The organism is Rhodanobacteraceae bacterium (genome assembly GCA_016713135.1).
Taxonomy (GTDB): Bacteria; Pseudomonadota; Gammaproteobacteria; order Xanthomonadales; family SZUA-5; genus JADKFD01.
The window spans coordinates 84108-110616 of the sequence record JADJPR010000023.1 but is presented as its reverse complement, the minus strand read 5'-3'; the positions used below and the strand labels follow the sequence as shown (position 1 = coordinate 110616).

Genomic DNA, 26509 nt, shown 5'->3' with positions numbered 1-26509 from the left:
TGGTGTTGGTTGGAGCGGCTGGCGCGAGCTGGCAGGGAGCCGCTCTTTCCAACACCGACACCGGGAACCAACACCGGTGTTGCTGCTGGCTTCTGATGTTGGCAATCGCAGCCTGGCGCGGACTGGCGGGCATCCGCTCCTTCCAACACCAACAACCAACACCAACAACCAACACCAACAACCAACACCAACAACCAACACCAACAACCAACACCAACAACCAACACCAACAACCAACACCCGCTGCTCACGCCTACACCCGCTTTCAGGCAATGACCTGTTGCACTGTCCCCTGCCGCCGCGATCGGGACAATTCCGGCGTCTCCTGCTGACCCTGTTGCCGATCGCGTGATTGCCGGATCCACCGCCAGCCGGGCCGTGTGCCTTGCCGTGTTCGCCTGGCTGGTCCCGGCGCAGGCCGCCGACAGCGGGCTGGTTGCCGGTGACCTGGATCCCGCCGTCTCCGCCTGCCAGGACTTCAACCAGTACGCCAACGGCGGCTGGTTGGCGCGCAATCCGGTGCCGCCGGCGTACTCGAGCTGGGGCAGTTTCAACGAGATCGAGGATCGCAACAACGAACGCTTGCTGCGGATCGCGCGCGAGGCGGCGGCGCAGCGGGACGCGACCGAAGGATCGCCGCAGTGGCTGGTCGGGCGCTTCTTCCGCTCGGCGACCGACCCGGCGCAACTGGAGGCCCTGCAGTTTGCGCCGATCCAGGCCGACCTGGACGCGATTGCCGCCATCCGCGCGCGCTCGGAGCTGCAGCCGCTGATCCAGCGCCTGCACCGGGACGGGGTACCGGTGTTGTTCCACCTGGTGGCGCAGCCTGACCTGAAGGACCCCGGACAGGTCATCGCCTATGCCTTCCAGGGTGGACTGGGCCTGCCGAACCGCGACTTCTACCTGCGCCACGATGCCGAGTCGCGCCGGCAACTGGAGGCCTATCGCGAGCACATCGCGCGCATGCTCGCGCTTGCCGGCAGCAGCATGCGCCGCTCGCAGGCCGACGCGGGGCGCATCGTGGCGCTCGAAACCCGGCTGGCGCGCGCACACCTCTCGCGCGAAGAACTGCGCGATCCTGCCCGCAGCTACCACTTGCGCAGCGTGGGCGAGGCGAGCGCCACAACGCCGGGCTTCGACTGGCGCGGATACCTGGACGCCGTGGGGCTCGCCCACGCGCAGCAGTTTTCGCTGTCGCACCCGGCGCATTTTTCCACGGTGGCGCAGGGCATCGCGCAATGGCCGCTGGCGAGCTGGCGCGCGTACCTGCGTTGGCAGCTGCTGCGCCATTCCGCGCCCTTCCTGCATGCCGCGATGGTGGACGAGAGCTTTCGCTTCTACGGCGCCACCCTGCGCGGCCAGAAACGCCTGCGGCCGCGCGAGATTCGCGCCATCGAGCAGATGAACCAGCGCCTGGGAGAGCCGCTGGGGCAGTTGTTCGTCGAGCGCCATTTCCGCCCGGAGGCCAAGGCACGGATGCTGGCGCTGGTCGAGCAATTGCGCTCGGCCCTGCGCCTTCGCATCGAGTCGCTACCCTGGCTGGGCGAGGGCAGCCGCGCCGAGGCCTTGCGCAAATGGGCCAGCTTCGGCGCGAAGATCGGCTATCCCGACCGCTGGCGCGACCATTCCGGGCTGATCCTGGCGCCGGACACGCTACTCGCCAACGTGCGTGCCCTCGACCGTTTCCGCCAGGCGCAGGAGTACGCGCGTGTGGGCCGTCCGGCGGACCGCAGCGAGTGGTACATCGCGCCGCAGCAGGTCAACGCCTACTACAACCCGTTGTTGAACGAGATCGTGTTTCCGGCCGGCATCCTGCAGCCGCCGTTCTTCGATCCGGACGCCGACGACGCCCTGAATTTCGGCGCCATCGGCGCGGTGATCGGACACGAACTGATGCATGCCTTCGACGATGCCGGCAGCCGCTTCGATGCGCAGGGCCGGCTGCGCGACTGGTGGAGCACCCGGGACCGCGCCGAATTCGAACGCCGCGCGCAGCGGCTCATCGCGCAGGCCGGCGAGTTTGCAACGCCCGACGGCCTCAGGCTCAATGGCAAGGCAAGCCTGGGCGAGAACATCGCCGACCTCGGCGGCGTCAGCCTCGCCTACCAGGCATTTGTTTCGACTCTGCCCGGCAGCGGGTCTGCAATCGACGGCTACACCCCGCAGCAGCGCTTCTTCCTTGGCTGGGCCCGCGTGTGGCGGCGCAACTGGACCCCCGAAGCCTTGCGCCTGCACATCCAGACCGGGCCGCACGCGCCGGGCGCCTTCCGCGTCAACGCGCCGCTGGCCAACATGCCCGAGTTCCACTCTGCCTTCGGGTGTACGCGCGGCGATCCGATGGTGCGGATCGGGAGTGAACGGGTGGAAATCTGGTGATCCACCCCCGGCGCACCCGGTCAGGACCTGCCAGGCGCAGATGCCAACGGAATCCCGAAGGCGCCTGATCGGAGCAAACGCGGAAGAGATTCGGGTTGCTCACCCCACCAGGCGCGTGGCCTCTGCCAGGTCCACGCTGACCAGGCGCGACACGCCGGGTTCGCGCATGGTGACGCCGGCGAGCTGGCTGGCGGCTTCCATGGTGACCTTGTTGTGCGAGACGACCAGGAACTGCACGCTCTTGCTCATCTCGACCACCATCTGGCTGAAGCGGCCGACGTTGGCTTCGTCGAGCGGGGCGTCGACCTCGTCGAGCAGGCAGAACGGCGCGGGGTTGAGGCGGAAAATCGAGAACACCAGCGACACCGCGGTCAGCGCTTTCTCGCCGCCGGAGAGCAGGCCGATGCTGGCGGGCTTCTTGCCGGGCGGGCGCGCGATGATGTTGACGCCGGTCGACAAAAGGTCCTCGCCGGTCAGCTCCAGGTAGGCGTGGCCGCCGCCGAACAGGCGCGGGAACAGCTCCTGCACGCCGGCATTGACGCGGTCGAATGTTTCCTTGAAGCGCGTGCGCGTCTCGCGGTCGATCTTGCGGATCGCCTCTTCCAGGGTTTCCAGCGCCTCGGTCAGGTCGGCGTGCTGCGCGTCGAGGTAGGTCTTGCGCTGCGACTGCTCTTCCAGTTCCTGGATCGCCGCCAGGTTGACCGGCTCCAGCCGCTTGATGCGCTGTTCCAGGTCCGCCAGGCGCGCTTCCCAGACCGGCAGCGTCGCGGCCGGGTCGAGTTCGGCGATCACTGCATCGCGCTCGAAACCTTCGGCGTGCAGCGCTTCTTCTAGCGCCTCGGCCTTGATCCGGATCGCCTGCTCTCCCAGCTGCGCCTGGCTCTTCTTCTCGCGCGCCTGGGCCAGCTGGTGGTCGATGCGCTGGCGCTCGAAATCGTGCTTGCGCAGCTTCTGGTCGAGCTGCTCCAAAGCCTGGCGCGCGGCCGACAGGCGCTGGTCGACCAGTACCCGCTGGTCGAGGTGCAGCCGCAGTTCCTGCTCCAGCTTGGGCAGCGGGCCCTCGGACTCTTCCAGTTGCTGCTCCAACTGGCCGCGGCGCTGGCCGAGCTGGCCGAGCTGGACCTGGATGCGCTCGATCGCGGCGGCAAGCGAGCGCGCTGCGGTGCGCTTGGACTCCACCGACAGCGCCAACTGGCGCTCGCCTTCCTGCGCCTCGCGCGCGCCGTTGCGGGCACTCTCGCGTGCCTGGGTCAGGCGCTGGCGTTCGGCTTCCAGGCGCTCGCGCTCCTCGGCCAGGGTTTCCAGCCGCGCCATCTCACCATTCAGTTTGCCGCGCGCCTCGCGCGTCTGTTGCTCGGCCTGGTGGATCTGCTCGCCGAGTTGCTCGCGCTCGCGGGCGATGGCTTCGCGGCGCTGGCGCTCCTGCTCGACCTTGCCTTCGTGGCTCTTCACCTTGCCGGAGAAATCCGCCAACTTGCGGTGCGCGGCGTACAAACTGGTCTGCGCCAGTTCGCGCGCGCGCTCGGCCTCGGCCAGCGCGGTGCGGCTCTGGCTGAGCAACTGGTCCAGCTCGGCGGAGCGCTCGTCGCCGGCCTCGATCTCCTGCTTCAGCGCCTCGATCTCGCGCCCCCGCTGGATCACGCCCTCGTGACCCTGGCTGCCGCGATCGATCCGACGCCAGCCCGGGCCGAACCAGTGGCCGTCGGGGCTGATCGCGCTCTGGTGCGGCGCCAGGCCCTGCGCCAGCGTGCGCGCCGCATCGGCATCGGCGGCGGTACGGATGCCGCCCAGCCAGCAGACCAGCGCCGCCGGGCCGCGCACGCGCGATGCCAGGGTGCCGGGTTCCGGGGTCGCATCCGCCTGTGCCGTGTCGACCAGGGTCAGCACGCCCTTCGGCAGGGAGGCGATGTCCAGATCGCGCGTCGCGGCCTGGTCGACCACGATGGCTTCCAGCGCCATGCCGAGCGCGGTTTCGACTGCGGCCTCCCAGCCTGGCTCCACCTGCAGCAGCGTGCCGAGGCGCGGCGCCTGCTGCAGGCCGTGGCGATTCAGCCAGGCCGTCAGTTCGCGCCGGTCTTCGCCGAGCGCGGCATGCTGCAGGGCCTCCAGCGAGGCCAACCGGCCGCGCGCCGAACTCAGCTGCTGCCGCAACTGGTTCAGCTGCGCCTGGCTGCCGCGCAGCGACTGGTCGGCGCCGGCCACCGCGGCCTTGCGCGCATCCAGCTCGGCCGACAGCGTTTCGACCGTTTCTTCCTCCACCTGCAGCGATTCGCGCAGCGCGCTGAGCTCGTCGGCACTGCCGCGCGAGGCCAGCATCGCGGTCTCGGAATCGAGGATCTCGCGGCGCTTGATCGCCTGGTGCATCTGGCGCTCGAGGTAGTCGATGCGCGTGCGCTCGACCTCGGCCGCCTTGGTCGCGTCGCCCGCGGTGCGCGTCAGGGTGTCGGCGCGGCTGTGCCAGGCGGCCAGCGCGGCCTCCGCGGCCGCCAGCGCGTCGCTGCGGTCGGCAGCGGCATCGGCCAGCGCGGTCAGCCGCGGCTCCTCGCGCTCGAGCGCTTGCGCCAGCAGCGTCTGCTGGTCGCGATCCAGGCGCAGCTGCTCGTCGAGATGGCTGCGCTGCGCGCCGGCCTCGATCAGTTCGCGCTTCAGCCTTGCGACGGTGTCGCGGCGGAACGCCAGTTGTTGTTCGACCCGCGCGATCTCGGCGCCGACCTGGTAATGCTCGGCCTGCACCGCGCGGAAATTCTCGGCAGCGGTGACGTGCTCGCTGCGCGCCTGCTCGGTGTCGGCCTCGTTGCGCGTCTGGTCGGCGGCCAGTTGCTCCACCAGCAGCTCGGCCTGCTTGAGCCGCTCCATCTCGGCCGCCAGCTGGGTGGACAGCGCGCGCCAGCCCAGGGCCTTCACCTCGGCGTCCACCTTGCGCTGCTCGGCGCGCAGCTCGGTCCAGCGCTCGGCCTGCTTGGCCTGGCGGCGCAGGTGTTCGAGCTGCTTGTCGACCTCGTCCGAGACGTCCTTCAGGCGCTCCAGGTTCTCGCGCGTCGCACGCATGCGCGACTCGGTCTCCTTGCGCCGCTCCTTGTACTTGGAGATGCCGGCGGCCTCTTCGAGGTGCACGCGCAGGTCTTCGGGCGCCGCCTCGACGATCTGCGAGATCATGCCCTGCTCGATGATCGCGTAGGAGCGCGGCCCGAGGCCGGTACCCAGGAACAAATCGGTCACGTCGCGGCGACGGCACTTGGTACCATTCAGCCAGTACTGCGACTGGCCATCGCGCCCGACCACGCGGCGCACCGAGATCTCGTTGTAGGCCGCGTACTCGCCGAGCACGCTGGCGTCGGAGTTGTCGAAGATCAGCTCCACCGACGCCTGGCCGACCGGCTTGCGCTCGGTGGTGCCGTTGAAGATCACGTCGGTCATCGAATCGCCGCGCAAACGGCTGGCGGCGGACTCACCCAGCACCCATTTCACCGCGTCGATGATGTTCGACTTGCCACAGCCGTTCGGACCGACGACGGCGGTCATGTTGGTCGGCAGGTGCAAGGTCGTCGCGTCGACGAAGGACTTGAACCCGGCCAGTTTGACGGTGGCGAGGCGCATCAGGACGGTCTGGAATGGCGGACGGATGTGGGACCCGCCGCGCGGCGGGGCGCGGATCATAGCACCGCGCTTCCAGAGCACCCGATCCTCAGCGCAAGCACTTTCGCAACGCAAGGCTTGCCGGCGCGGCCATGGCGGGCCATGCTGCGGCCATCAGGCCTGCGCCGGAGCCACCGATGGATCCGATCACACTGGCAATCGCTGCCGTCATTGCCCTGGTGCTGGCCGTGGTGGGGGTTCTATGGCGTCGCCAGGTGCGTCGCCGCACCCTGGGCGAGCTGGCACTGATCCCCGCGACGGTCCAGAACCCGCGCCAGTTCTCCGGTCTGAAGCGCGTCCGCGTCTGGGAGCTGGTGGTTGCGCAACCCGAACGCGCCTGCCATTGGGCGCGCGAGTGCAGCGGCCATCGCTTTCGGGTGGAGAGCGCAATCCCGGTGCCGATCGCCGGTTGCGGCAATCGCTGCAGCTGCCGCTATCTGCCGATTACCGAGAACCGCAAGCGCAAGCGTCGGATGGATCCGATCGACCAGCCCGTGATCGACTTCGACAAGGCCGGAGGCGATCGACGGCATGCCGAAGGCCGACGGAAAGAAGACCATTGGCGCGGGAAAATGCGCTAGACCACCGCGGCGCCCGATCGGGTCGGCGGGCTTTGGCTCCTGACCGTGCGCCCCCACTTCCGGGGCACGCCAGCGCGTTTTCACCCAGACCATCGATTCCAGCCAACGGCGCACCATGCCCATCGACCTGATCAGCGACACCGTGACCCGCCCCACGCCGGGCATGCTCAAGGCCATGTGGGCGGCGGAGGTCGGCGACGATGTGTTCAACGAGGACGCCTCGGCGCATGCGCTGCAGGCGCACGCGGCAGCGATGTTCGGGCATGAGGCCGCGCTGTTCATGCCCTCGGGCGTGATGAGCAACCAGATCGCCATCAAGGCGCACACCGAGCCGATGGACGAGCTGATCTGCGAGGAGACCTCGCATGTGTTCCGCTATGAGAACGGCGGCTACGCCTTCCATTCGCAGATCGCGATCCAGACCATCCCGGGCGACCACGGGCGGCTGACGGCGGAGCAGGTGGCCGCCGCGATCAAGCCGGTCGCCGACTGGCTGCCGCGTTCGCGCCTGGTGGTGCTCGAGAACACTTGCAACGCAGCCGGTGGAAGCTACTACACGCTCGACCGCGTGCGGCCGATCCGCGCGCTCTGCCGTGAGCGTGGGCTGCGCCTGCACCTCGACGGCGCGCGGCTGTTCAATGCGCTGGTCGAGTCGGGCGAATCCACCCTGGACTGGGGAGGCCAGTTCGACAGCCTGTCGATCTGCCTGTCCAAGGGCCTCGGCGCACCGGTGGGCTCGCTGCTGATCGGCAGCGCTGAACTGATCGCCCGCGCGCGGCGCCTGCGCAAGGGATTCGGCGGCGGGATGCGCCAGATCGGCTACCTCACGGCGGCAGGCCTGCACGCGCTGACGCATCATGTCGAGCGCCTGCGCGAGGACCACGAACATGCGCGAATGCTGGCATCGACGCTGGCCGAGGCGCCCTACGTGTCCGGCTTGCGCCCGGTGCACACCAACATCGTGATCTTCGACCTGGCCGAAGGCTGGACCGCGGCGGCCTTCCTCGACAGCCTGCGCGAGCGCGATGTGCGCGCCTCGGCCTTCGGGCCGCGCACGGTGCGCTTCGTGACCCACCTGGATGTGGACCGGCCGATGATCGAGCGCGTGTGCAAGGCGCTCGCGTCGATTCCGGCGCGGCCGCGCTGACGCCGGCTTGCGCCGGCCTGGCGCCGCCGTCAGTCTTGGCGCCATCCTTTCCAGTCTGCCCGCGCATGGCCGAGAACCCCTCGCTCAGCTTCATCCTCAACCACCTCGCCGAGGAACGCGAGCACTATCGCGGGGCGGTGACGCCGCCGATCTACGAGACCAGCAACTTCGCCTTCGGCAGCGTCGCGGCGATGCGCGAGGCGGGCCAGGATGAACTGGCGAATGCCTTCTACACCCGCGGCAACAACCCGACGGTGGAGATCTTGCGGCGCAAGCTGGCCGCGCTCGAAGGCACCGAGGATGCGCTGGTGTTCGGATCGGGCGCCGCCGCGATGGCCGCCGCGGTGCTCGCCTGCGTGCGTGCCGGCGACCACCTGGTCTGCGTGCAAAAGCCCTATGCGTGGACCCGCGTGCTGGTGCGCGACTGGTTGCCGCGCTTCGGGATCGAGCTGAGTTTCGTCGATGGCGCCGACCTCGCCGCCGTCGAGGCGGCGCTGACGCCGCGCACGAAGATGATCGTGCTCGAAAGCCCGAACTCGCTGACCCTGGAATTGCAGGACCTGGCGGCGATCTCGGCCATCGCGCGCCCACGCGGCATCCGCACGCTGTGCGACAACAGCTATGCCAGTCCGCTGCTGCAGCGGCCGGCGGAATTGGGCATCGATCTGGTCATGCATTCGGCGACCAAGTACCTCAACGGCCACAGCGATGTCGTTGCCGGCGTGGTCTGCGGGCCGCAGGCGATGATCCGCGAGATCTTCCGCGGCCCGTACATGACCTTCGGCGCGATCATCGGGCCCTTCGAGGCCTGGCTGATGCTGCGCGGCTTGCGCACCCTCGGCGTACGCATGCAGCGGGTGCAGCAATCGACCGCCCAGGTCGTCGAGTTCCTTGAGCGCCATCCAAAGGTCGCGCGAGTCTACTACCCCGGCAGCGCAAGCGACCCGCAGCGCGAGCTGGCGCAGCGGCAGATGCAGGGCGGCTCCGGGATCCTGTCGATCGAAGTGCTGGCCGACGATCTCGCCGGCGTCGAGCGCTTCTGCGACAGCCTGAAGATGTTCCTGCTCGCGGTGTCCTGGGGCGGCCACGAGAGCCTGGTGTGGCCGGTGGCCGTGGTCATTCGCGGCGGCAACGCAGAGTCCAACCGGACCGGCCTGCCGTGGAACCTGGTGCGGCTGTCGATCGGCCTGGAAGACCCCGGAGACCTGATCGCGGACCTGGACCAGGCGCTGGCGCGATTGTGACCCGCCTCAGGCCGCCTGCGCGAGGTGCGGCGCGTAGGCCTTGTCGGCCACCAGGATGTGCTGGATCAGCCAGTCCTTGAGCAACTCCAGCACGCCGCTGGCGATGTCTCCGCCAGCCTCGAAATCGCTCAGTACCTGCATCAGGGTCGCGCTGAACTTGTCGTGCAGCCGCTTGTGCGCCGCGCCGCCGGGGTAGTTGCAGCGCTGGAACGGGTCACGGCGTCGGGATTCGCAATGGAGTAGCCCGCCCGGTCAGGGTCCTGGCTGCACCGTGCGACGGCCAGGCCAAAGCCGGTCTAACCACCCGGGCATTTGCGGCTGCAGGATCGCGACCAGTTCCAGGGATGGCCGACCCGCGTCGATGAAACGCGCCGACACCAGTTGCCCCTGATGTAGCCAGAGCGAGGGTGGTGGCAAGGCCAGTCGACGCGGGTCGATCGCTTGGGCTCGCCTTGCCAGCACGTCTCCGAGTTCCTCTCCCCGCAGCGCGAACCACAGGCGGGCAGCATCAGCCAGCGGCCCGCGTGCGGCCACCTGCGGGCGGCCGACGCGCAGGCGCAGGCCGGCATCATTGGCGCTGACGCGCAGCGGCAGCAGCAGGCGCACCCGCGCATGCGAGATTCTTCGCCGCAGTTCGCTGCCGTGGATGTCCACGCAGGCCCATGCTTGCGCGTCGAGCTCGAGTTCCAGCAGCAGCCAGTCTTCATCGACGCGCAGATTGAGCTGGCGCAGGTCCGCCACCCAGTTGTCGAGCCCCTCCCGCCGACAGCGGTCGCGCGGCAGGCGCTGCAGCAGCGCCTGGCGCAGGGCAGGCAGCACCGGCCCCAGGTCTACCAGGGTGGTGATCTGGGTGGCGCCGTGCTGGGCCCGGCTCAGGCGAAGTTGGAGATCGAAGTTCAGCGATCGATCACCGACCTTGACCTCGGTCTGTACTCGAATCGGAGCATCTGCTGCCGCAATCCGCAGCGCCATCAGCATCAGGATGCACGCCCACCAACGCAGGATCGCCATGCCCGGCTCCGCAGCAGTCCGTTGCTTGAACCTTACGCCCACCTCGCTGAACGGAGTTTCAGGCGCCCGCCAGTCCGGCGAGAACCCTGCGGCTGGAATGCGCGCTGCCCGGCACGGGCGTCGCGACCGCCGCCGCCGGGTGCATTGCGCGGATACGCGGGCGCGACCAGACTTGAGCCCCGACCTTGTGACCGGATGGATGGATGCCCACGCAGCATTTCGACCTGGAAGGCCCCTATATCGAGCTCAACCAACTGCTCAAGCTCGCCGGTCTCTGCCATAGCGGCGGCGCCGGAAAGCAACTGGTGGCGAGCGGCGCGGTGTACGTCGATGGCGCCCAGGAACTGCGCAAGACGGCCAAGATCCATGCAGGACAGGTGGTCACCCTCGGCCGCGAGCGCATCGAGGTGCGTGCGGGCGCCTGATCAACCAGCCTGCCCGCTGGCGTTGCGAAAGGCCTGTTACTTCGCCCGCAGCGCGGGTGCGGCGGCGCAAGCCTGTGGCTGCGCTCGCGAGAGATCGTCGCGAGCGGTTGATTCCGCGTAGCCCGTTGTGCCGCGCAGCGGCTCAGCGGGTGCTTGCCGCAAGCACCCGGGGAACGCGCTGCGCGCGTACCCCGGGCTACGCCGCTTACTTGCCCGCGCCGGGCAGTACGTTGTCGTTCGGGAAGGCGCGATCGCGCAGCAGCGCGTCGATGGTCGCGTCGCGCCCGCGAAAGGCGCGATAGGCCTCGGCCGGGTCGACCTTGTTACGCGGCGCGAACAGGTGGTCGACCATCTTGCGCGCCAGTTCCTTGTCGTAGAAGCCGCCTGGCGCCTCGGCGAAGGCTTCGGTTGCATCGGCGGTCAGCACTTCGGCCCACAGATAGCCGTAGTAGCCTGCGGCATAGCCCTCACCGGAGAACACATGGCCGAAGTGCGGCGTGCGGTGGCGCATGACGATCTCCTTCGGCATGCCGAGCGCGGCGAGCGTGTCGCGCTCGAACGCGTCGGGATCGATGCCCTTGGGGTCGACCATGTGCAGCTTGAGGTCGATCAACGCGCTGGCCAGGTATTCGGTGGTGCCAAAGCCCTGGTTGAAGCTCGCCGACTGCTTGAGCTTCTGCACCAGCTCGGCGGGCATCGGCTCGCCGCTGTCGACATGGCGGAAATACTTCTGGATCACCGGTTCGGTCAGCAGCCAGCGCTCCAGCAGCTGCGACTGGAACTCGGTGTAGTCGCGCACGCCCCAGTTCTGGCTGGGATAGTCGACGTTGGACGACAGCGTGTGCAGCGCATGCCCGAACTCGTGGAAGAAGGTCGTTGCGTCATCCCAGGACACCAGCACCGGCTCGCCGGGCGCAGCCTTGATGAAGTTCGAATTGTTGGTCGACAGCACGCTCGGTTCGCCGTGCAGGGTGTCGTGGTTGCGGAAGCTCGATGCCCAGGCACCGGAGCCCTTGCCCGGACGGGCATAGGGATCGAGGTACCACAGGCCCACATGTTTGCCACTGTTGCGACGCTTGACCTCCCAGACCTTCACGTCCGGGTGGAACACCGGAACCTGGCCCTCGGGTACCGGAGTGAAGTCGAAGTCGAACAACTCGCCGGCGACGAAGAACATCGCTTGCGTCAGCTGGTCCAGGTTGAGGTATTTCTTCACCGCCTCGCTGTCGTAGGCGTAGCGCTGGGTTCGCACCTTTTCGGCGTAGTAGCGGTAGTCCCAGGGCTCGATGGTGATCCCGGCGCCTTCGGCATCGGCGATCTTCTGCATGTCCGCGACTTCTTCCTTGACCCGCGCGATGGCTGCCGGCCACACCGCCTCCATCAGCGCGAAGGCGCGTTCCGGGGTCTTCGCCATGCGGTCCTGCAGGCGCCATTCGGCGTAATTGGCGTAGCCCAGAAGCTGCGAGCGCTCGTGGCGCAGTTCCAGGATCTTCGTGATCAGCGCGTTGTTGTCATGCGCATCGCCGTTGTCGCCACGGCTGTAGTAGGTGCGCCAGACCTGTTCGCGCAAGGCGCGTTCGGTCGAATAGGTCAGGAACGGATCCATCGACGAACGTGTGTTCAGCACCGCGTACTTGCCGGGTTGGCCCTTGCTTTCCGCCAGCGCCGCGGCGGACTTGGTGAAGGACTCCGGGAGTCCGCCAAGCTGGGTGGCATCGAGGTAGCTGACGTAGCCTTCTTCGTCGGCCAGCACGTTGTTCGAGAACTGGGTGTAGAGACTGGCCAGTTCCTTGTTGATCGCGGCGTAGCGCTCGCGCGCTTCGCCGGTGAGTTGCGCGCCCATGCTGCGGAACAGTTCGTGGGTGACTTGCACCAGGCGCTGCTGGTCAGGGCGCAGGGTGGCGAACTCGGCCCCCTCGCGCACCGCCTGGATGCGCTGGAACAGCTTCTCGTTCTGCACCATGCGCGACTGGTAGTCGGCGAACATCGGCGCCACTTCGGCTTCCACGGCGCGGAACTCGGGGGTCGACAGGCTCGACGAGTAGAGTTCGAAGAACACCTGGGCGCGGGTGATCAGCTCGCCGGAACGCTCCATCGCAACCAGGGTGTTTTCGAAGTTCGCCGGTTCGGCCTGCGCCGCGATCGCGTCGAGTTCCTTCAGGTGCGCCGCGATCGCCGTCTCGATGGCTGGCTTGACGTCCTTGACCTGCATCTGGTCGAAGGGCGGTACGCCGCCGTAGGGGCCAGTCCATTCCGCGAGCAGCGGGTTGGCAGTGGTCTCTGCCGGATGGCCGGTCTCGGCTGACGCGGCCACCTTTGCCGGATCAGTGGCCGTAGGCTGGTGGCAGGCTGAGAGGGCGGCGACCGCACAAGCGAGGGCGGCGGACAGCAGGGCAGGGCGCATCGTCAGGATCTCCAACTGGTCGGGCGGCACCGGCACGGGTCAGTGCAGGAACCTGCGCGACGCTAGCGGACGGAGACGGTGATGCAAGGGCCAGAGGTCATGTTGTGCTTCAGGGCGCTACCAGCAACTACCGTTGCTGTCGCTTCCCGAGTAACCGCGCGCTCCGACATTGTTGACGGTCAGATTGGCGCAGGCATCGGGAGCCTGGATTCCCTGCGGCGCGGCCGTCAAGGTAAAGCTCTGACCGTCGCCAGCCACGTTCACAGCCACCGCGTAGTGGCCAGCCTCTGAGGTTGCGGTGCCAAGGTTGAGCCCGGCAGCGGTGGTCAGATCGGCCGTGTAGCGCATCCGGTTGGTATAGAAGCGCTCCTGCGCGGACGCGATCCGCTGCAGCATTTCGCGACCGTCGGCTCGCCGTGCGCGGAACATGTAGTTCTGGTAGGAGGGCAGCGCGATCGCTGCGAGGACCGCAATGACCGCGACGGCGATCATCAGTTCGACCAGGGTAAATCCGCGCGTGCGTCCTTTCATTGCTTCGGCTCCGGTGGTGATGGGCGACTGAGCGCCCTGATGATGTCTGCTCTGCGTCGAGACCGGATTGGCGGGCTTGCGCCGGAACGCGCCCCGGGTTCGCCGGGGCGCGTCCGTGTTGGGTCATTGATTCAGGATCTCGCGCCAAGCGCCGCGGTGCCAGACGTCGTCAGCTTCCTCCAAGCTTTCCTCGATTGCATCCATTACGGCATCACTGATATCCGGTGGAAGCCCTGGAATCTCCACGTCGCCGCCTCCGCGAACGACCACTGGCTTACCCGGAGGCGTCGGGGTGGAAATTACGCCTCCTACAACTCCTGATGAGGAAGGAGATGAACTCGTCGGATCCAAGATGGCAGAGCCGGTTGCGGCATTGACCACCATCAAGCCATAGCGCGCGCCCGGATCGCAGGGATCCACGCCCTTCGGAATGATCGAGCGCAAAAGAACCGCGTTCGAACCGTAGAATGGGAACACCGACTCGAACGCGCGCTCGCCCGGTTCACTGGCCACATCGAGGCGAAGTCGCCAGCCCATGGGATTGCTCGGCGTCGGTTCGCTGGACGGGCCGATGCTGCGGACGGCGTTTGATGCCTGAGTGATCTTCTGCACTACCGCGTGGTCCGGAGTGGTCGGGTATGCGCTGCAGGCGGCCGGGTTGTCGGTGGTGTCGCAGGTGCCCAGATCCTTGATGCCGTAGAAGGACTGTTGCGGAATCGCCGCGGAACGGTCCGGGAGTCCAATGAACTTGCCGGTGCCGAACACGATCAGCGGGCTGCGCCGGGTACTGTCAGACATCACTCGTGGAGAGGCAGCGATAGGCTGGTCGCCGACGCCGACGCCACCCGTGCCATAGGTCTTGAACATCAGGTCCACTTTCCATTCCGCAGGGCTGCCAGTCAGGTCGAAGCGCCACATGTTACCGGCGAGATCACCGGCGAATGCGACGTCATCAATATAGTCGCCGCCCACGTCCATCACGATCGCCTGCGACAAGCCGAAGCTTTGAGTCGCCGATTGTGGTGCCGTGGAGGTGATGATCTCGCGGATCAACTGGCCGGTGGCCATGTCGATCACCAGCAGCGAGGTCTGATTGGCCTTCGGCGACAGGCTGGCGGGATCCAGCGAATCGATCGGGAAGTAGCCACTGGAGACCAGCGCAACCCATTTGTTCTGGTACTGGATGCGAGCAGTGTTGACGCCGGTGTAGGTGTAACCCAGTGACGAACAGTAACGTGCACCCGGCGCGCAGTCGACACTGGTGTCACCGGGGGGCGGCACGTTCGTGACCTCCCGCATGGGCAGTGCGGTCGGGCTGCTGTCGGTGGTCCCGGTGGGGTTGCTGATATCCAGCAGGTAGACGCCGCGTCCACCCAGGCGCAAGGAACCGAGCAGGACCGTGCGCCAGGAGCCATTGATGAAGACGTCGGTGACCAGCGGGGCATCATCCACGGTGGGCGTCAGACCGCCCTCGAACTGCGTGGAGCGCGTGAGCCGGAAATTCTCGATGACCGCATTGGGTACATAAGCGAAGCGCTCGGCGCCGGTCGAAGCATTGAACGCATGCAGCATGCCGTCATTGGCACCCACATACAGCGTGGGCGCGCGGTTGCGATTGGTGTTCTGGAAGCGCGCATAGCTGTTGCCGGCGTCGCTGGCGATGCGCTCCGGGGAGCCGTTCGGGAAGGTATCTGGGTAACCTGAGATAGGCGAGGAGACATAGACCGGCTGGCCGCGAATAACCCCACCGAGCACGGAACTGCGCTGGCGGAAGCGCGGCGTTTCCGTGGTTTCGTTGGTGCGGTCGCCACGCAAGTAAGCCACGCGCTCGTCGCCGAAGGTATCGGTGGACCAGGTCCCCAGGTCGAGGCGGATGGTGGTCGGATCGACGTTCAGACGTGCACGCTGCTGCGATGACAAGTTGGCCCAGCGGAAGGGCTTGCCGCTGCCGGACGTGCCGTTCGAGGTGATGATCTCGCGGGTATCCGGATTCCGCGCCGGGCCATAATCGGAGACCGTGGTTGGACACGGACCACCGGTCAGGAAGCAACCGGCATCCCACTCGATGCCAATGGACTCCGCGGTGTTCGGATCCAACTCGTTGCGGGTCACGAAGCCGGACCAGTCGGTAGTGTCATAGCCGGCCGCGTAGCCGGTCGTGCCGTCGGTGATGATCGGCAGGGAAACCGACACTGCCGTCGATGCACCGCGGCGCGCAATGATGCTGGCGATGATCTCCTGCAGCGAAGTAATCAGTTCTTCTGGGTTCTGGGCCGACAGGAAGCGGCCCCGACTCACCAATGCTGCATGCCAGAAATCATCAAGTTTGCGACCGTCATCGGTTCCAACCACCGGATATGGCCAGATGAATGCCGGATCATCGCCCAGCCGCAGTGATTCGTACACGTCGGGTGTCTGCGGAAGGGTGCCCTCCAGACCAAAACTGATATTGAAATTGACCAGGTGCGGCCAGGTTGCGGGGTCATTGGCCGGATTCCAGTAGACCTCCAGATTATCAAGCGCATTCTGACCGGATCCGACTGGATTGCCGAAAAGGTTGGTAGAACGATCCGGAATGAAGGGAGGCACCTTCAAGCGGGTGGAGTCCTGGCCTGCAAAATCCGGTCTCAGATCCGACGCCCAGTAGTGGAACATGACGTCCGCCAGACTCGGCTCGATCGGAGTGCCAGCGAAGCGGTTGAAGAACTTGGTTTCTGCGTTGCCGGTGTTGTAGCTGCGGCCGTCAGGCAGTGCGGCGTTGGTATCAAGGTACCTTCTTGCGGGCGGGCTACCGGCAGTGGCGGGTGCCGGGTTTCCGTTGTTCCAGAATCCGTCACTCATGTTGATATGGAAATTCTGGCGACAGCTGAGTTCGCGGGACAGGTCGCGATCCCAGTACGGGTTGGTGTCGACTGCGCCACCAGCGCGTTTGAAGAAGTCGCCGGCGCGAATGGAGGCGGCGATGTTCGGGGTACTCCCGCTGGCCGGAATCTGAAACAGCCAGTCGTAAAACCTGGTACGCACGTTGCTGTTGCTTGCTTCATCCAGAAACTTGTAGATTGGAGTGGTGGCGCCGAATATCGGTGCATCCACGCCGGCCGTGGCGGTATTCAGGCCGAGATTCTGCCAGGCAACGCGAATGTTCTCGTTGAAGGGTGCGAAGGCGCGCGACATGGCCGTGGTCGCGGAACGATTGCGATTGCGATAGTAGGAGTACCAGTTGGCGAAGTTCTGGCGCTGGCTGACCGGCAGCGGCACCCATTCCCAGTTGGCGGCATCGTAGAGCGTCGCCTGGTCGGTGGTGATGCGCCCGAAGGCATCCGTGGTCAGCGTGACCGAGTCCTTCAGGCGATAGTAACCGGCGTTTTCGTCCGTGGTCTGCTGGGTACAGGTGCCGATGAGCTTGATGTCATCGACGCCGATCATGTTGTCGTTGCCCGACGCATTGGTGGTCATCCAGCGGATCTGGACTTTTTCCTGTCCGAGATAAGCGGCATCGAGGTTGACCGAGGCGTCGATCACGCCGCCGTTGTTGGCATTGGCGTGATAGTTGATGCTGGTGAAGTTGCCACTGTCCGGCGTTCGGATCTGCACGTCGATCTGCTGGACCGCCGTGATGTTGGCCGGATTCAGGTCGCGCAACCGGTATTGCAACTGCGCGGCAGTGCAGCGCACGGTGTTCAGCCGGAGCAGGATATAGGGTGCATCGCGATTGCTCGCGCCCTGGAGGCCTATCGTCGGGTTTCCACCGACAGAGGCACCGGACAATTCGAAAATACCACCTGAGGTGGTCGCCGGATTTGTGGAGTTGGCGGTTACGTTCAGCGAGGTGGTGGTGTAACCCGTCAGTGTCTGCGGATTGATGTCGACCGTGCTGCCGGAGCGGTCGTTTGCATAACCGTAGAGATGAGGGACCCCGTTCCAGTTGTTATTGGCGCTGATGAGTCCAGTGTCTTCCCAATCCTGGGCGAAGTCACCGCCTTCCAACTGGTAATAGGTGGCATCGGCCAGTGGCTGGGCGGTGCGGCAGAAACTGCTGGTGCGCAGGTTGCGCGTGCCCAGCGTCGTGTTCGGTGAGGACGGACGATTGTGCGCGATGCCGTGATTCCAGGCGGCGGTGAAGCTCGCCTGGGGAAATTCGGTCACGCCATCTGCGTTCAACGGCGGACGGTAGGTGACGTTCGGATCGTAATACATCCCGTTCATCGGCTTCGAGCGCGGATTGGCAGGATCGCTGACCAGTCCGTCGATGCGCCCGGCGCAGAACCAGGGGTGACTGGAATTGGTCGTCACCGACGTAGAGATGCCCCAGCCACCGCCGCCGTAGGGGCGCTGATCCGGCATGTACTCCCAAGCCATCGAGCCCGAATCGTCGAAGGTCAAGACGACGTTTGGTGCAACGCTGGCCGTGATCTCGGGTGGCGTGGCGAGCAGATCGACAGTGCCGGGCGCCGCGGCGGCCAGACCGTCAGAAAAGAGCGCGAAACCGGTGGCCCAGAAAAGCAGCCGCACGCGCCCGACTGGCATCGAATGGATGGACATGTTCATGACAGTTTCCTATGGCGCCGGTTCCGGGTTGGAGTTGATATTGGTCAGGTTCATGGCCGAATAGTAGGATTCGGCTACGCGAACAACAGCATCTGTGCCACCTTGGCTGCGCGCAGTGATTCTGTACAGTACGTGCTCGCCGGGCCGCGCAGGGCCGGAGGGATCCTCGCCGCCGCTGGGGCGATATGGCCCAGGCATTAGTCCAAGATACTCGATCATGAAGCGGGGCTGTTCCGCGAGACTTGCAGTTTCACCACTTCCGGTGAGTGCTGTCAGGGCGCGCGGATAAGCGCGTGCACCGTCGGTGGCTGGATCCAGCCAGTCGCGCGAGGTGCGGAAACGCTGCACGACAGGATTCAAAGTTCCATCAGGATTAGGTTTGTAAACACAGTCGCTACCGTCGCTGGTGTCGATGCATGGCGGTAGTGGCGATCCTGCGTTGAACTCGGTATTCCAGAGGAAATCCTCAGCACCTCGCACAGCAGATTCGGCGCCCATCAGACCTAATTGCTGATTACGCATGCCACCGGTCATCCGTTCCTGCATCACCGAGGTGCTGCTCGCGGTTACTGCGAGAATGGTCAACAAGACGAGGAAAATCATCGCCAGAAAAAGAACGACGCCGCGCTGGCGCCGATACGATCGTGCGTTCATCAAGATTCTCATCGGGGCTTTCATTGACATGCTCAAGGGTTCTTGTTGCGTGCGCTGGTGTGCGCGACGAACTCCCGTCGCGGGAGGTTGTTGTGCAGCAGACCCGACGGCAGCGGCGTGTTTTGGGCCGGCGCGACGTCGACGCCCAGATAGCGATAGGAGCGCCCGATGTCATCCATCACCGGGACTTCGTCGCCGGAGTTGACCAGCAGGTACATTTCGATTCGTCGAACTGAGCGCCACAAGCAGCCCGGTTCCATGGCCGCTTGGTCGTCCGGCGATGGCGCGACACCGCCGGCCTTGGGTGGGCAGATCAGCGTGTTGCCGAGTCGCGAGTCGACCTGTGCAGCGGTCAGGTAGCGTAGGTTCCCGACGTTGTCGCGGACCCCATAGCGCACGTCCAGTCGGTCTACGCCGCGTACGAGTTCCTGCTCGACGCCGTTTTCACGTCGGATCAGGGTGGGCACCAACCGCAACCCGCCCGCGTTCGGGCGTGCGTCCGGATTGTCATTGGCCCTGAAGGCCAAATAGTAGGTGACCGTAACGAAGTCGGTGGAAAAATTGAACACGCGGATATCTCGTTCGCCGAGAGCTTGGCAGGACGCTACTGCTGATGTCCCGATGATTGTTCCCACCGTCAAGGTGTTCCCCGCTGCCGCTGAGATTGGAACAATGCTGGGTGACCCACAATCGCTCAGTAGTGCCAGCGACGGTGCCGCCGCTGGGAAGTTCAGTGGATCGTCGCCCGGTTGCGGCGCGAGCGTGATATTGCCGCCAGTCACGCAGTTGCCGGCACCGGAGATGGGCCACCCGGTTCCGCGGAGATAGCGAAGGGTCAGGATGTCACTGTTAGGGACGCGACGACCCGCGGCCAGTCCGGCCGGCGGAAACATTCCGGTGTTCCACAGCGTCGGCGTACAGGTGGTCCCGGTGGTACAAGTGAATCCCTGTTTAAAAAAGCGCGTACTTAGCGCGTAGACATTTGTGGCGTCAACGGTGGAGCGTGCGCCGGTAATCGGATTCACGCTGCGCATTCCACCGGAATCCGGCAGGTTCAAATTGGCCGCATAAACAAACGGAACCCGGTCCGCCCACAATGGCGCCACCGCATCTGTGAATCGATTGCCGACATAGTCGCTGCAGTACTGCGCGCTGGCCATGCGCAGGTCCGATTCGATCCGCATCACTGCGAACCGGCCATTCTCCTGCAGGCGCGCCAGACCCTCCTGCAGCTTGTTGGTCCGGTTGGTGCCACCGAACAGGCTGATGATGCCGAGCATTGCGATCAGGCCAATGGCCATCGCGATCATCAGTTCGATCAGGGTAAAGCCAGCGGCGCGGCGGTGAGCGGTCATGGCGGTCGTCGGCAAGGAAGTCACGGCTGGAACACCCAGGCAAAGGTCTGCAGGTCGGCTGTGGCAGCGGCAGGAGCTGCGCCGCGCTGTCCGCGCTGGAGCGTGGTTTCATCCCAACTGACAGTCATGGTGCACAGACCGTCGTAGGGAGACGCTCCCGCGTGCACGGCCGTACCGCGGACGGCGCCGTTGCAGGCAATCACGGCGGTGGGATTCGGCAGTGAATCGACCAGCAACTGGCTCCACAACACCCGGTCGCGCACCACCTGGGTCACTGGCGGGCAGGCAGCGCCGGACGCGCATGGATCGCTGCCGACGGTGCTGTAGTTGTAAGTACCGTTGTAGGCGTTGATCTGGCCCATGTTGGCGCGCATGCGGTCGGCCATCGATTGCGCCAGGAATGACGCCTGGGTGCGCAGGTAGGCGCTCTGGTTGGTCTTGACCGACAGTACCATCAGGCCCGCCATGCCCATCAGTCCGAGGCTGAAGATCAGCAGGGCGATCATTACTTCGATCAGGGTGAATCCGCGTTGGAAGTTCGTTCTTTTCATGGCGGCATCAGGTGCAGACACCGGCCGGGGAGCCGGTGGTATCGCGGCGGGAACGGACGGTGCCGGTGGCGGTGACGATGACCCGGCGCGAGCGGGTGCTGTCGGGGGAGAAGCTGGGGCGACAGATGCTGAAGTCCCAGGCGGTGGCCACGGACAGGGCACCGGTCCCGGTGAAGATGACGCGATCGGTCTGGGCGCCGGCGCCGGTGGGCGCGCCGAGCACGCGGTAATTGTCGGCCACGGCATTGCGTGAGCTGAGTACCGTGCCATCGTCCGACTGCACGGTCCAGCCGTTGCTCCAGTCAGCGCCGTTGGCAACCACGGATACCAGGCGGCCGCGCTTGACCGCTTCGGAACGCGCCAGATTGAGCGCAATGACGATGTCGTTGGTGGTCGAGGTCACATTGGCGCGGATGTTGAGTTCGCGCAAGGCCGGTGTCGACACCGCCATGAGGATGGCGATCACCGCCAGCGTGATCATCAGTTCGACCATCGTGAAACCCGCGGCCCGTCGGCGCTTGCGGGTTGGCGGGTTGTTGGCAGTGCCCATGTTGGTTCCGGGTGATTGGATTCTCACGAGCTTACGCTAGTCACGCGGTGCGCGGGTCGCAAGCCTGTGCGGTCACGAGGTAGCAGAGAGCGGACGAACGGCATGCGCGCGGCGGCTGCGCCCTTGCGGCGCGCCGATCATGGCGGCGCGGTGCCCCGGGGGGCGGCCCGGGCTGGCGGGTCCATCGGTTCCCAGCGGTCGCCGACGCGCACCTCCGCAGGGCCGAAACGGCGCTTGTAGTCCATCTTCGGATGGCCTTCGATCCAGAATCCGAGGTAGACATGGGCGAGCCCCTGCTGCCGGCAATATGCAATCTGTTGCAGGATCGCTTGCGTCCCCAGGGATCGGCTGGATAGCTCGGGTGCGTAATAGGTGTAGACGGCGGAGATGGCATCGGCGACCACATCGGTCACGGCAACGGCGATGAGTTCCCCGGCGCATCTCAGTTCGAGATTGTGCGTGTTGGCCCATTGGCTCAGCAGGAAGCGGCTCTGGTCCTCCTGGGTGGCGTCGTCCATTCCGCCGTCTGCGTGGCGTCCTCGCAGGTAGCGCCGATAGAGCTGGTAATGCTCGACGCCAGCGCGCGCGGGGAGCCAGCTCACTTCGAGATCCTGGTTTTGCCGCATCACGCGCCGCTGGGCACGGTCGGGCTTGAAGCGGGAAACAGGAATGCGATAGGGCACGCAGGCGCCGCAGCCCGGACAATCAGGGCGGTAGACAACATTGCCGGCGCGCCGGAAGCCATGTGCCAGCGCACGTCCGTAGAGTTGCGCCAGCAGCGGTGATTCCGGATCCAGCACCAGGTTCTGCGATCGCCGCCCTGCGAAGTAACCGCATGCATGTTCGGCGGTGCGATAGAGTCGGATGCTGTCGCCGCTCATGTCGGGTGTATGCAGATCAGGCGACGGATTCCGGCAGCAGCCGGATCAGCCCTTCCTGCGCCGTCGACGCCACCAGCCGGCCCTGGCGGTCGTAGATCATCCCGCGCGAGAGCCCGCGTGCGCCCTGCGTCGACGGGCTGTCGCAGGAGTACAGCAGCCATTCGTCGACGCGGAACGCGCGGTGGAACCACATCGCGTGATCCAGACTGGCCATCTGCACATTGCCCTGCAGGTAACTGATGCCGTGCGGCAGCGTCGCGGTGCCGATCAGGTGGAAATCCGAGGCGTAGGCGAGCAGCGCGCGATGCAGCAGTTCGTCGTCCGGGATGCGGTCGACCAGACGGAACCAGACATGCTGGAACGGCGGGCGCTTGGGGCGCTTGAACTCGTCGCGCGGGTAGACGTGGCGGAATTCGAAGGGCCCCTTGCTGGTGACCCAGCGTTGCAGCTTCGGCGGAATCTTCGCCAGTGTCCCGGCGTCCAGCGGTTCGGGCTCGGCCAGGTCCTCCGGCGGCGGCACGTCCGGCATCGACAACTGGTGGGTCAAGCCGTCCTCCGGATCCTGGAACGAGGCAGCCATGGTGAAGATCGGCTGGCCGTGCTGGATCGCCACCACCCGGCGCGAGCTGAAACTCTTGCCGTCACGATTGCGATCCACTTCGTAGACGATCGGCGCTTCGACGTCGCCGGCGCGCAGGAAATAGGCGTGCATCGAGTGCACCACGCGACCCTCGACCGTGCGCTGCGCGGCCGCCAGCGACTGCCCCAGGACCTGGCCACCGAAGACGAAGCGCGTGCCGATGTCGCGGCTCTGGCCGCGGAACAGGTTTTCCTCGATACGCTCCAGCTGCAGCAATTCGACGAGCTCGCTGACGATGGCTTTGGTCATGGGGCAGGGGACAGGCGGGAATGGCGGTCAGTATAGGCAGGTGAGACTGGTGCCACGTCCGCGATACCCTGTTGTTGACGCAGAGGAATTAGAGGTCGCAAAAACTCAGGTCCGGATGGTTCTGCAGCATTTGCTCTCCTTTGCGTCCTTTCTTTTCCCCTTTGCGGACTTTGCGTCCAACGCTCTTTCGCGCCGGACGGTGCAGCCAGGATCGACGTCCGCGCTGAGGAACTCACCCGTCGCGGTGCTTGCGCGGCTGCCGGCCGCGGACGGCGATGGCGGTTTCGGTCAGGATCCCGCGCAGGATCTGCAACTCGCGTTCGTCGGGCATGGCGCGCTGGTACAGCCGGCGCAGGCGACGCATGATCTTGACCGAGACCCGGTCGCCGAAGAATCCGATCAGCTCCAGGGTCTCGTCCAGGTGCGCGAAGTAGCGCTCCAGCTGCTCGTTCGGCGCCGGCACATGCGGGTCCGGGTCGGGCGCGACCGCCAAACGCGACAGCGCCTCCTGGCGCAGTTCGTAGGCCAGCACCTGCACCGCGCTGGCGAGGTTCAGCGAGCTGTACGCCGCGTTCGCCGGAATCGTCACCAGGTACTGGCACAGTTCCAGTTCCTCGTTGGTCAGGCCGGTGCGCTCGGTGCCGTAGAGCACCGCGACCGGACCGACCGCGGCAGCGTCCAGGGCCAGGCGCGCAAACTCGCGCGGGCCGATTTCGAGCATGCGGATACCCCGCCGGCGGTCGCTGCTGCCGAAGACCATCCGCGCCTCGGCGAGGGCCTCGGGCAGCGTGGCCACCACGCGCGCATCGTCCAGCAGATCCTCGGCGCCCGACGCCAGCGCGGTGGCTTCCGGATCGGGAAAGCGCAAGGGGTCGACCAGGCACAGGCGCGAGAGCCCCATGGTCTTGAGCGCGCGCGCGGTGGAGCCGATGTTGCCCGGATGCGAGGTCTGCATCAGCACCGTTTCGATCGGGCGCAGCAGATCCTCGGCGCCAAAGGCGGGTTCCGACGATGTCATCAGCTGAGCTTGGGTAGTCGCTGCGCCACCGCCGCGGCGGCCGCCTCGAGGTCGATCTGGTCCAGCGACGAGTGTCCAGCCGTCAGTTCCTGCAGCAGCGCGCGCTGCAGCTCGCCGCGTTCACGCGCCCGGGCGTAGGGAATCGAGTTGAACATGACCATGCTGTAGCGCGGGATGAAGTGCCCCGGCAGGCGCTGGGCCAGTGCCAGTTCCAGCTGCCGCCGCAACTGGTAGCCGGGATCCGCCACCGAGTCGCGCATCTCGATGTAATTCTCGAGCGCCATCTCGGCGATCGCGTGCGCATTCGGGCGCCGGGCTGCCTCGAAGTCGGCGAACAAGCGCTCCCAGTCGACCGCCCCCTGGCGGGTACGGGTCTCGATCAAATCGAGCAGTTCCACGCAATCCTCGAAGGCGCAGTTCATGCCCTGGCCGTGGAAGGGCACGATCGCGTGGGCCGCATCGCCGATCAGCAGCGCGCGATCGCCGCGCCGCCAGTGCGGGCAGCGCAGGGTGCCGAGGATGCCGACCGGATGCTCGCGGTATTGCTGTTCGAAATCCGGGATCAGCGCCAGCGCATCCGCAAAATCCTGCGCGAACCATTCGCGCGCCGCCTGCGGATCCGACCGGCTGGCGAAACTGATTTCACCCTCGTGCGGCAGGAACAAGGTTACGGTGAAACTCTGGTCCGGGTTTGGCAGTGCGATCAGCATGTAGCCGCCGCGCGGCCAGATGTGCAGAGCATCCGGGCTCAGCGCCGGGCCGCCGTCAGCCAGCGGCGGGATGGTCAGCTCCTTGTAGCCGTGGTCGAGGAAATCGGTGTGTTGCCCGAGCGGTTTCTCCGCCTCCATCGCGGCACGCACGGCCGAGCCCGCGCCGTCAGCGCCGATGAGCACGTCGAAAGCCACCGCTTGCTGGCTTCCGTCGCGCTCGTCGACGAATAGCGCCCGGCGCGCATCGAAATCCACCGAGTGCAGTGCGGTGTGGAAATGCAATTCGGCCCCGGCTGCCGCAGCCACATCGATCAGGGTCTGGTTCAGATGACCCCGGTGCACCGACCAGATCACCTCGTCGGCGTTCAGGCCATAGGTCTGGAACTGGGTCTGGCCAGTGCGGTCGTGCAGCATGCGGCCGCGCATCGGCAGCGCGTACTCCAGCACTTGCTGCGTGGCGTTGGCGCGGCGCAAGCCCTCCCAGCCACGCGCCGCAAGCGCCAGGTTGATCGATCGCCCGGCGGCCACCGGGACGCGCCGCATGTCCCCGCGGCGTTCGTATAGCGCGACCCGGTGACCGGCGCTGGCCAGTTGCGCGGCCAGCAGCGCGCCGGCGAGACCGGCACCGGCGATCACGATGGGCGCGCTCATGCCATGCTCCCGAAATGCCGTGCCAGGCAGTCAACCAGCCGGCGACAGTCGTCGATCTCGTTGTACAGCGGCACCGGAGAGGCGCGGATGACGTCCGGCTCGCGCCAGTCGCAAACGATGCCGTTGCGTGACAGCTGGTCGAAGGCCCGCCGACCCGCATCGCGTCCCTGGCGCACGCGCAGCGAGAGCTGGCAGCCGCGCTGCCAGGGGTCGGCGGGCGTCAGGATTTCGAGGTGCGCGCGCAACTCGGCGTCTATCGCGTCGGCCAGCCAGCCGGTCAGCGCGACCGAGCGCTCGCGCAGGGCGGTCAGGCCAACCCGGTCGAACAGCGCCAGCGAGGTACGCAGCGGCGCGAGCGAGAAGATCGAGGGATTGGACAGCTGCCAGCCTTCGGCGCCGGGTGTCGCGATGAATTCCGGGCCCATCTGGAAGCGGGTCGCTTGCTGGTGGCCCCACCAACCGGCAAAGCGTGGCAGGTCCGCCTGCGCATGCCGCTCATGCACGAAACAACCGGCAATCGCGCCGGGCCCGGCATTGAGGTATTTGTAGCTGCACCAGACCGCGAAGTCGGCGCCGCTGGCGTGCAGGTCCACCGGCACATTGCCGATCGCGTGGGCGAGGTCGAAGCCGACCGCGCACCCTTGGGCATGGCCGAGGGCTGCGATCGCCTCGAGGTCGAAGCGCTGGCCGCTGGCGTATTGCACGCCGGGCCACAGGACCAGCGCGATACGCTCGCCTTCACGCTGCAACACATCGGCGACCTGTTCGATGTCGATGGTGTGCGTGCCTGGGCGCGGCGCCAGTTCGATCAGGTCGGTGGCCGGGTCGCCCCCGTGAAAGCGAATCTGGGAAGCCACTGCGTGGCGATCGGACGGGAAGGCCCGCGCTTCGATCAGGATCTTGCGGCGTTGGCGAACCGGCCGGTAGAAGCTGACCATCATCAGGTGCAGGTTGGTGGTCAACGTGTTCATCGCCACCACTTCCAACGGTTTCGCGCCGGCCAGCCGCGCCAGTCCGTCGCGCACCAGTTCGTGGTACGGCATCCAGGCGTCCGCATCGGTGAAATGCGCTTCCACCGCATGCAGGCGCCACTGTTCGGTCACTCGCTCGAGCGCCGCCGGCGTCGCGCGCGGCATCAGGCCCAGCGAGTTGCCGCAGAAGTAGGCCACCGGGTCACCCTGATGCACCGGAATCGCGAACTCGTCGCGCAGCGAGGGCAGGGGCAGGCCTGCGGCGGGGGCTGGCGGGTGGGCAGTCACGGCGTCACTCTGCAGGCGTGGGCGGCGGGATGTTACGCGTTTTGCGCCAGTGGCTCGACGTGGCATGCGAGTCCCGGTGTCGGCGTGC

20 protein-coding genes are annotated in these 26509 nt (G+C 66.3%); 6 read left to right on the top strand and 14 right to left on the bottom strand.

Annotated features, from left to right (window positions below):
* The first annotated feature begins 76 nt into the window (after positions 1-76).
* Together IPK27_20450 and IPK27_20445 are read left to right on the top strand one after the other, a co-directional pair.
* On the top strand, positions 77-352 hold the full coding sequence (locus IPK27_20450; protein MBK8069896.1) for a hypothetical protein: 276 nt from the start codon (positions 77-79) through the stop codon (positions 350-352).
* A 38-nt stretch (positions 353-390) separates the two neighbouring features.
* Positions 391-2376, top strand: coding sequence for a M13 family metallopeptidase (locus IPK27_20445; GenBank protein ID MBK8069895.1), 1986 nt, complete (start codon positions 391-393; stop codon positions 2374-2376).
* Positions 2377-2475: 99 nt separating this feature from the next.
* Here the strand turns inward: IPK27_20445 and smc are convergent, their stop codons facing one another.
* A complete protein-coding gene (gene smc, locus IPK27_20440; protein ID MBK8069894.1) occupies positions 2476-5973 on the bottom strand; it encodes a chromosome segregation protein SMC in 3498 nt (1165 codons plus the stop codon).
* 176 nt (positions 5974-6149) lie between these two features.
* Here smc and IPK27_20435 point away from each other — a divergent pair, with 176 nt between their 5' ends.
* The 3 genes from IPK27_20435 to IPK27_20425 all read left to right on the top strand — a co-directional run bounded on the left by IPK27_20435 (position 6150) and on the right by IPK27_20425 (position 8984).
* Positions 6150-6593 carry a hypothetical protein gene (locus IPK27_20435; protein ID MBK8069893.1) on the top strand — a complete coding sequence of 148 codons (444 nt, stop codon included), beginning with the start codon at positions 6150-6152 and terminating at the stop codon, positions 6591-6593.
* 115 nt (positions 6594-6708) lie between these two features.
* Positions 6709-7740, top strand: coding sequence for an aminotransferase class I/II-fold pyridoxal phosphate-dependent enzyme (locus IPK27_20430; protein ID MBK8069892.1), 1032 nt, complete (start codon positions 6709-6711; stop codon positions 7738-7740).
* 65 nt (positions 7741-7805) lie between these two features.
* A complete protein-coding gene (locus IPK27_20425; GenBank protein MBK8069891.1) occupies positions 7806-8984 on the top strand; it encodes an aminotransferase class I/II-fold pyridoxal phosphate-dependent enzyme in 1179 nt (392 codons plus the stop codon).
* Between the two features lie 252 nt (positions 8985-9236).
* Here the strand turns inward: IPK27_20425 and IPK27_20420 are convergent, their stop codons facing one another.
* Positions 9237-9995, bottom strand: coding sequence for a hypothetical protein (locus IPK27_20420; protein MBK8069890.1), 759 nt, complete (start codon positions 9993-9995; stop codon positions 9237-9239).
* Positions 9996-10198: 203 nt separating this feature from the next.
* Between IPK27_20420 and IPK27_20415 the strand changes: the two genes are divergently transcribed.
* Positions 10199-10420 carry an RNA-binding S4 domain-containing protein gene (locus IPK27_20415; protein MBK8069889.1) on the top strand — a complete coding sequence of 74 codons (222 nt, stop codon included), beginning with the start codon at positions 10199-10201 and terminating at the stop codon, positions 10418-10420.
* 205 nt (positions 10421-10625) lie between these two features.
* On the opposite strand, the gene IPK27_20410 is transcribed toward IPK27_20415, so the two are convergent.
* The 12 genes from IPK27_20410 to kynU form a co-directional block, all read right to left on the bottom strand.
* Positions 10626-12824, bottom strand: coding sequence for a M3 family metallopeptidase (locus tag IPK27_20410; GenBank protein MBK8069888.1), 2199 nt, complete (start codon positions 12822-12824; stop codon positions 10626-10628).
* A 117-nt stretch (positions 12825-12941) separates the two neighbouring features.
* Positions 12942-13355, bottom strand: a complete 414-nt coding sequence (locus IPK27_20405) for a prepilin-type N-terminal cleavage/methylation domain-containing protein (GenBank protein ID MBK8069887.1) — start codon at positions 13353-13355, stop codon at positions 12942-12944.
* A 123-nt stretch (positions 13356-13478) separates the two neighbouring features.
* Positions 13479-17903 (bottom strand): hypothetical protein, encoded by a 4425-nt coding sequence (locus tag IPK27_20400; GenBank protein ID MBK8069886.1) that lies wholly within the window; start codon positions 17901-17903, stop codon positions 13479-13481.
* A gap of 9 nt (positions 17904-17912) precedes the next feature.
* A complete protein-coding gene (locus tag IPK27_20395; protein ID MBK8069885.1) occupies positions 17913-18557 on the bottom strand; it encodes a hypothetical protein in 645 nt (214 codons plus the stop codon).
* A gap of 32 nt (positions 18558-18589) precedes the next feature.
* Positions 18590-19912, bottom strand: coding sequence for a prepilin-type N-terminal cleavage/methylation domain-containing protein (locus IPK27_20390; protein MBK8069884.1), 1323 nt, complete (start codon positions 19910-19912; stop codon positions 18590-18592).
* Between the two features lie 20 nt (positions 19913-19932).
* Positions 19933-20463, bottom strand: a complete 531-nt coding sequence (gene pilV, locus IPK27_20385; protein MBK8069883.1) for a type IV pilus modification protein PilV — start codon at positions 20461-20463, stop codon at positions 19933-19935.
* Between the two features lie 7 nt (positions 20464-20470).
* On the bottom strand, positions 20471-21013 hold the full coding sequence (locus IPK27_20380) for a GspH/FimT family pseudopilin (protein MBK8069882.1): 543 nt from the start codon (positions 21011-21013) through the stop codon (positions 20471-20473).
* A gap of 137 nt (positions 21014-21150) precedes the next feature.
* The gene (locus tag IPK27_20375) at positions 21151-21894 is read right to left on the bottom strand and encodes an arginyltransferase (GenBank protein ID MBK8069881.1); all 744 of its coding nucleotides are present in this window, start codon (positions 21892-21894) and stop codon (positions 21151-21153) included.
* Positions 21895-21910: 16 nt separating this feature from the next.
* Positions 21911-22783: an acyl-CoA thioesterase II gene (tesB, locus tag IPK27_20370; protein MBK8069880.1), complete on the bottom strand. Its 873-nt coding sequence runs from the start codon at positions 22781-22783 to the stop codon at positions 21911-21913.
* 232 nt (positions 22784-23015) lie between these two features.
* A complete protein-coding gene (locus IPK27_20365; protein MBK8069879.1) occupies positions 23016-23801 on the bottom strand; it encodes an RNA methyltransferase in 786 nt (261 codons plus the stop codon).
* A complete protein-coding gene (locus tag IPK27_20360) occupies positions 23801-25162 on the bottom strand; it encodes an FAD-dependent monooxygenase (GenBank protein ID MBK8069878.1) in 1362 nt (453 codons plus the stop codon). Before IPK27_20360 ends, IPK27_20365 begins: the two co-directional genes overlap by 1 nt.
* Entirely contained in the window at positions 25159-26487 is a 1329-nt protein-coding gene (kynU, locus tag IPK27_20355; protein ID MBK8069877.1) for a kynureninase, read from the bottom strand. The genes IPK27_20360 and kynU overlap by 4 nt, the downstream gene beginning before the upstream one ends.
* Positions 26488-26509: the final 22 nt, after the last annotated feature.

Coding starts and splice junctions, on each gene's coding strand:
- smc (MBK8069894.1), bottom strand. CDS start 5,973: ATGCGCCTCGCCACCGTCAAACTGGCCGGGTTCAAGTCCTTCGTCGAC.
- IPK27_20435 (MBK8069893.1), top strand. CDS start 6,150: ATGGATCCGATCACACTGGCAATCGCTGCCGTCATTGCCCTGGTGCTG.
- IPK27_20430 (MBK8069892.1), top strand. CDS start 6,709: ATGCCCATCGACCTGATCAGCGACACCGTGACCCGCCCCACGCCGGGC.
- IPK27_20425 (MBK8069891.1), top strand. CDS start 7,806: ATGGCCGAGAACCCCTCGCTCAGCTTCATCCTCAACCACCTCGCCGAG.
- IPK27_20420 (MBK8069890.1), bottom strand. CDS start 9,995: ATGGCGATCCTGCGTTGGTGGGCGTGCATCCTGATGCTGATGGCGCTG.
- IPK27_20415 (MBK8069889.1), top strand. CDS start 10,199: ATGCCCACGCAGCATTTCGACCTGGAAGGCCCCTATATCGAGCTCAAC.
- IPK27_20410 (MBK8069888.1), bottom strand. CDS start 12,824: ATGCGCCCTGCCCTGCTGTCCGCCGCCCTCGCTTGTGCGGTCGCCGCC.
- IPK27_20405 (MBK8069887.1), bottom strand. CDS start 13,355: ATGAAAGGACGCACGCGCGGATTTACCCTGGTCGAACTGATGATCGCC.
- IPK27_20400 (MBK8069886.1), bottom strand. CDS start 17,903: ATGAACATGTCCATCCATTCGATGCCAGTCGGGCGCGTGCGGCTGCTT.
- IPK27_20395 (MBK8069885.1), bottom strand. CDS start 18,557: ATGAACGCACGATCGTATCGGCGCCAGCGCGGCGTCGTTCTTTTTCTG.
- IPK27_20390 (MBK8069884.1), bottom strand. CDS start 19,912: ATGACCGCTCACCGCCGCGCCGCTGGCTTTACCCTGATCGAACTGATG.
- pilV (MBK8069883.1), bottom strand. CDS start 20,463: ATGAAAAGAACGAACTTCCAACGCGGATTCACCCTGATCGAAGTAATG.
- IPK27_20380 (MBK8069882.1), bottom strand. CDS start 21,013: ATGGGCACTGCCAACAACCCGCCAACCCGCAAGCGCCGACGGGCCGCG.
- IPK27_20375 (MBK8069881.1), bottom strand. CDS start 21,894: ATGAGCGGCGACAGCATCCGACTCTATCGCACCGCCGAACATGCATGC.
- tesB (MBK8069880.1), bottom strand. CDS start 22,783: ATGACCAAAGCCATCGTCAGCGAGCTCGTCGAATTGCTGCAGCTGGAG.
- IPK27_20365 (MBK8069879.1), bottom strand. CDS start 23,801: ATGACATCGTCGGAACCCGCCTTTGGCGCCGAGGATCTGCTGCGCCCG.
- IPK27_20360 (MBK8069878.1), bottom strand. CDS start 25,162: ATGAGCGCGCCCATCGTGATCGCCGGTGCCGGTCTCGCCGGCGCGCTG.
- kynU (MBK8069877.1), bottom strand. CDS start 26,487: ATGCCACGTCGAGCCACTGGCGCAAAACGCGTAACATCCCGCCGCCCA.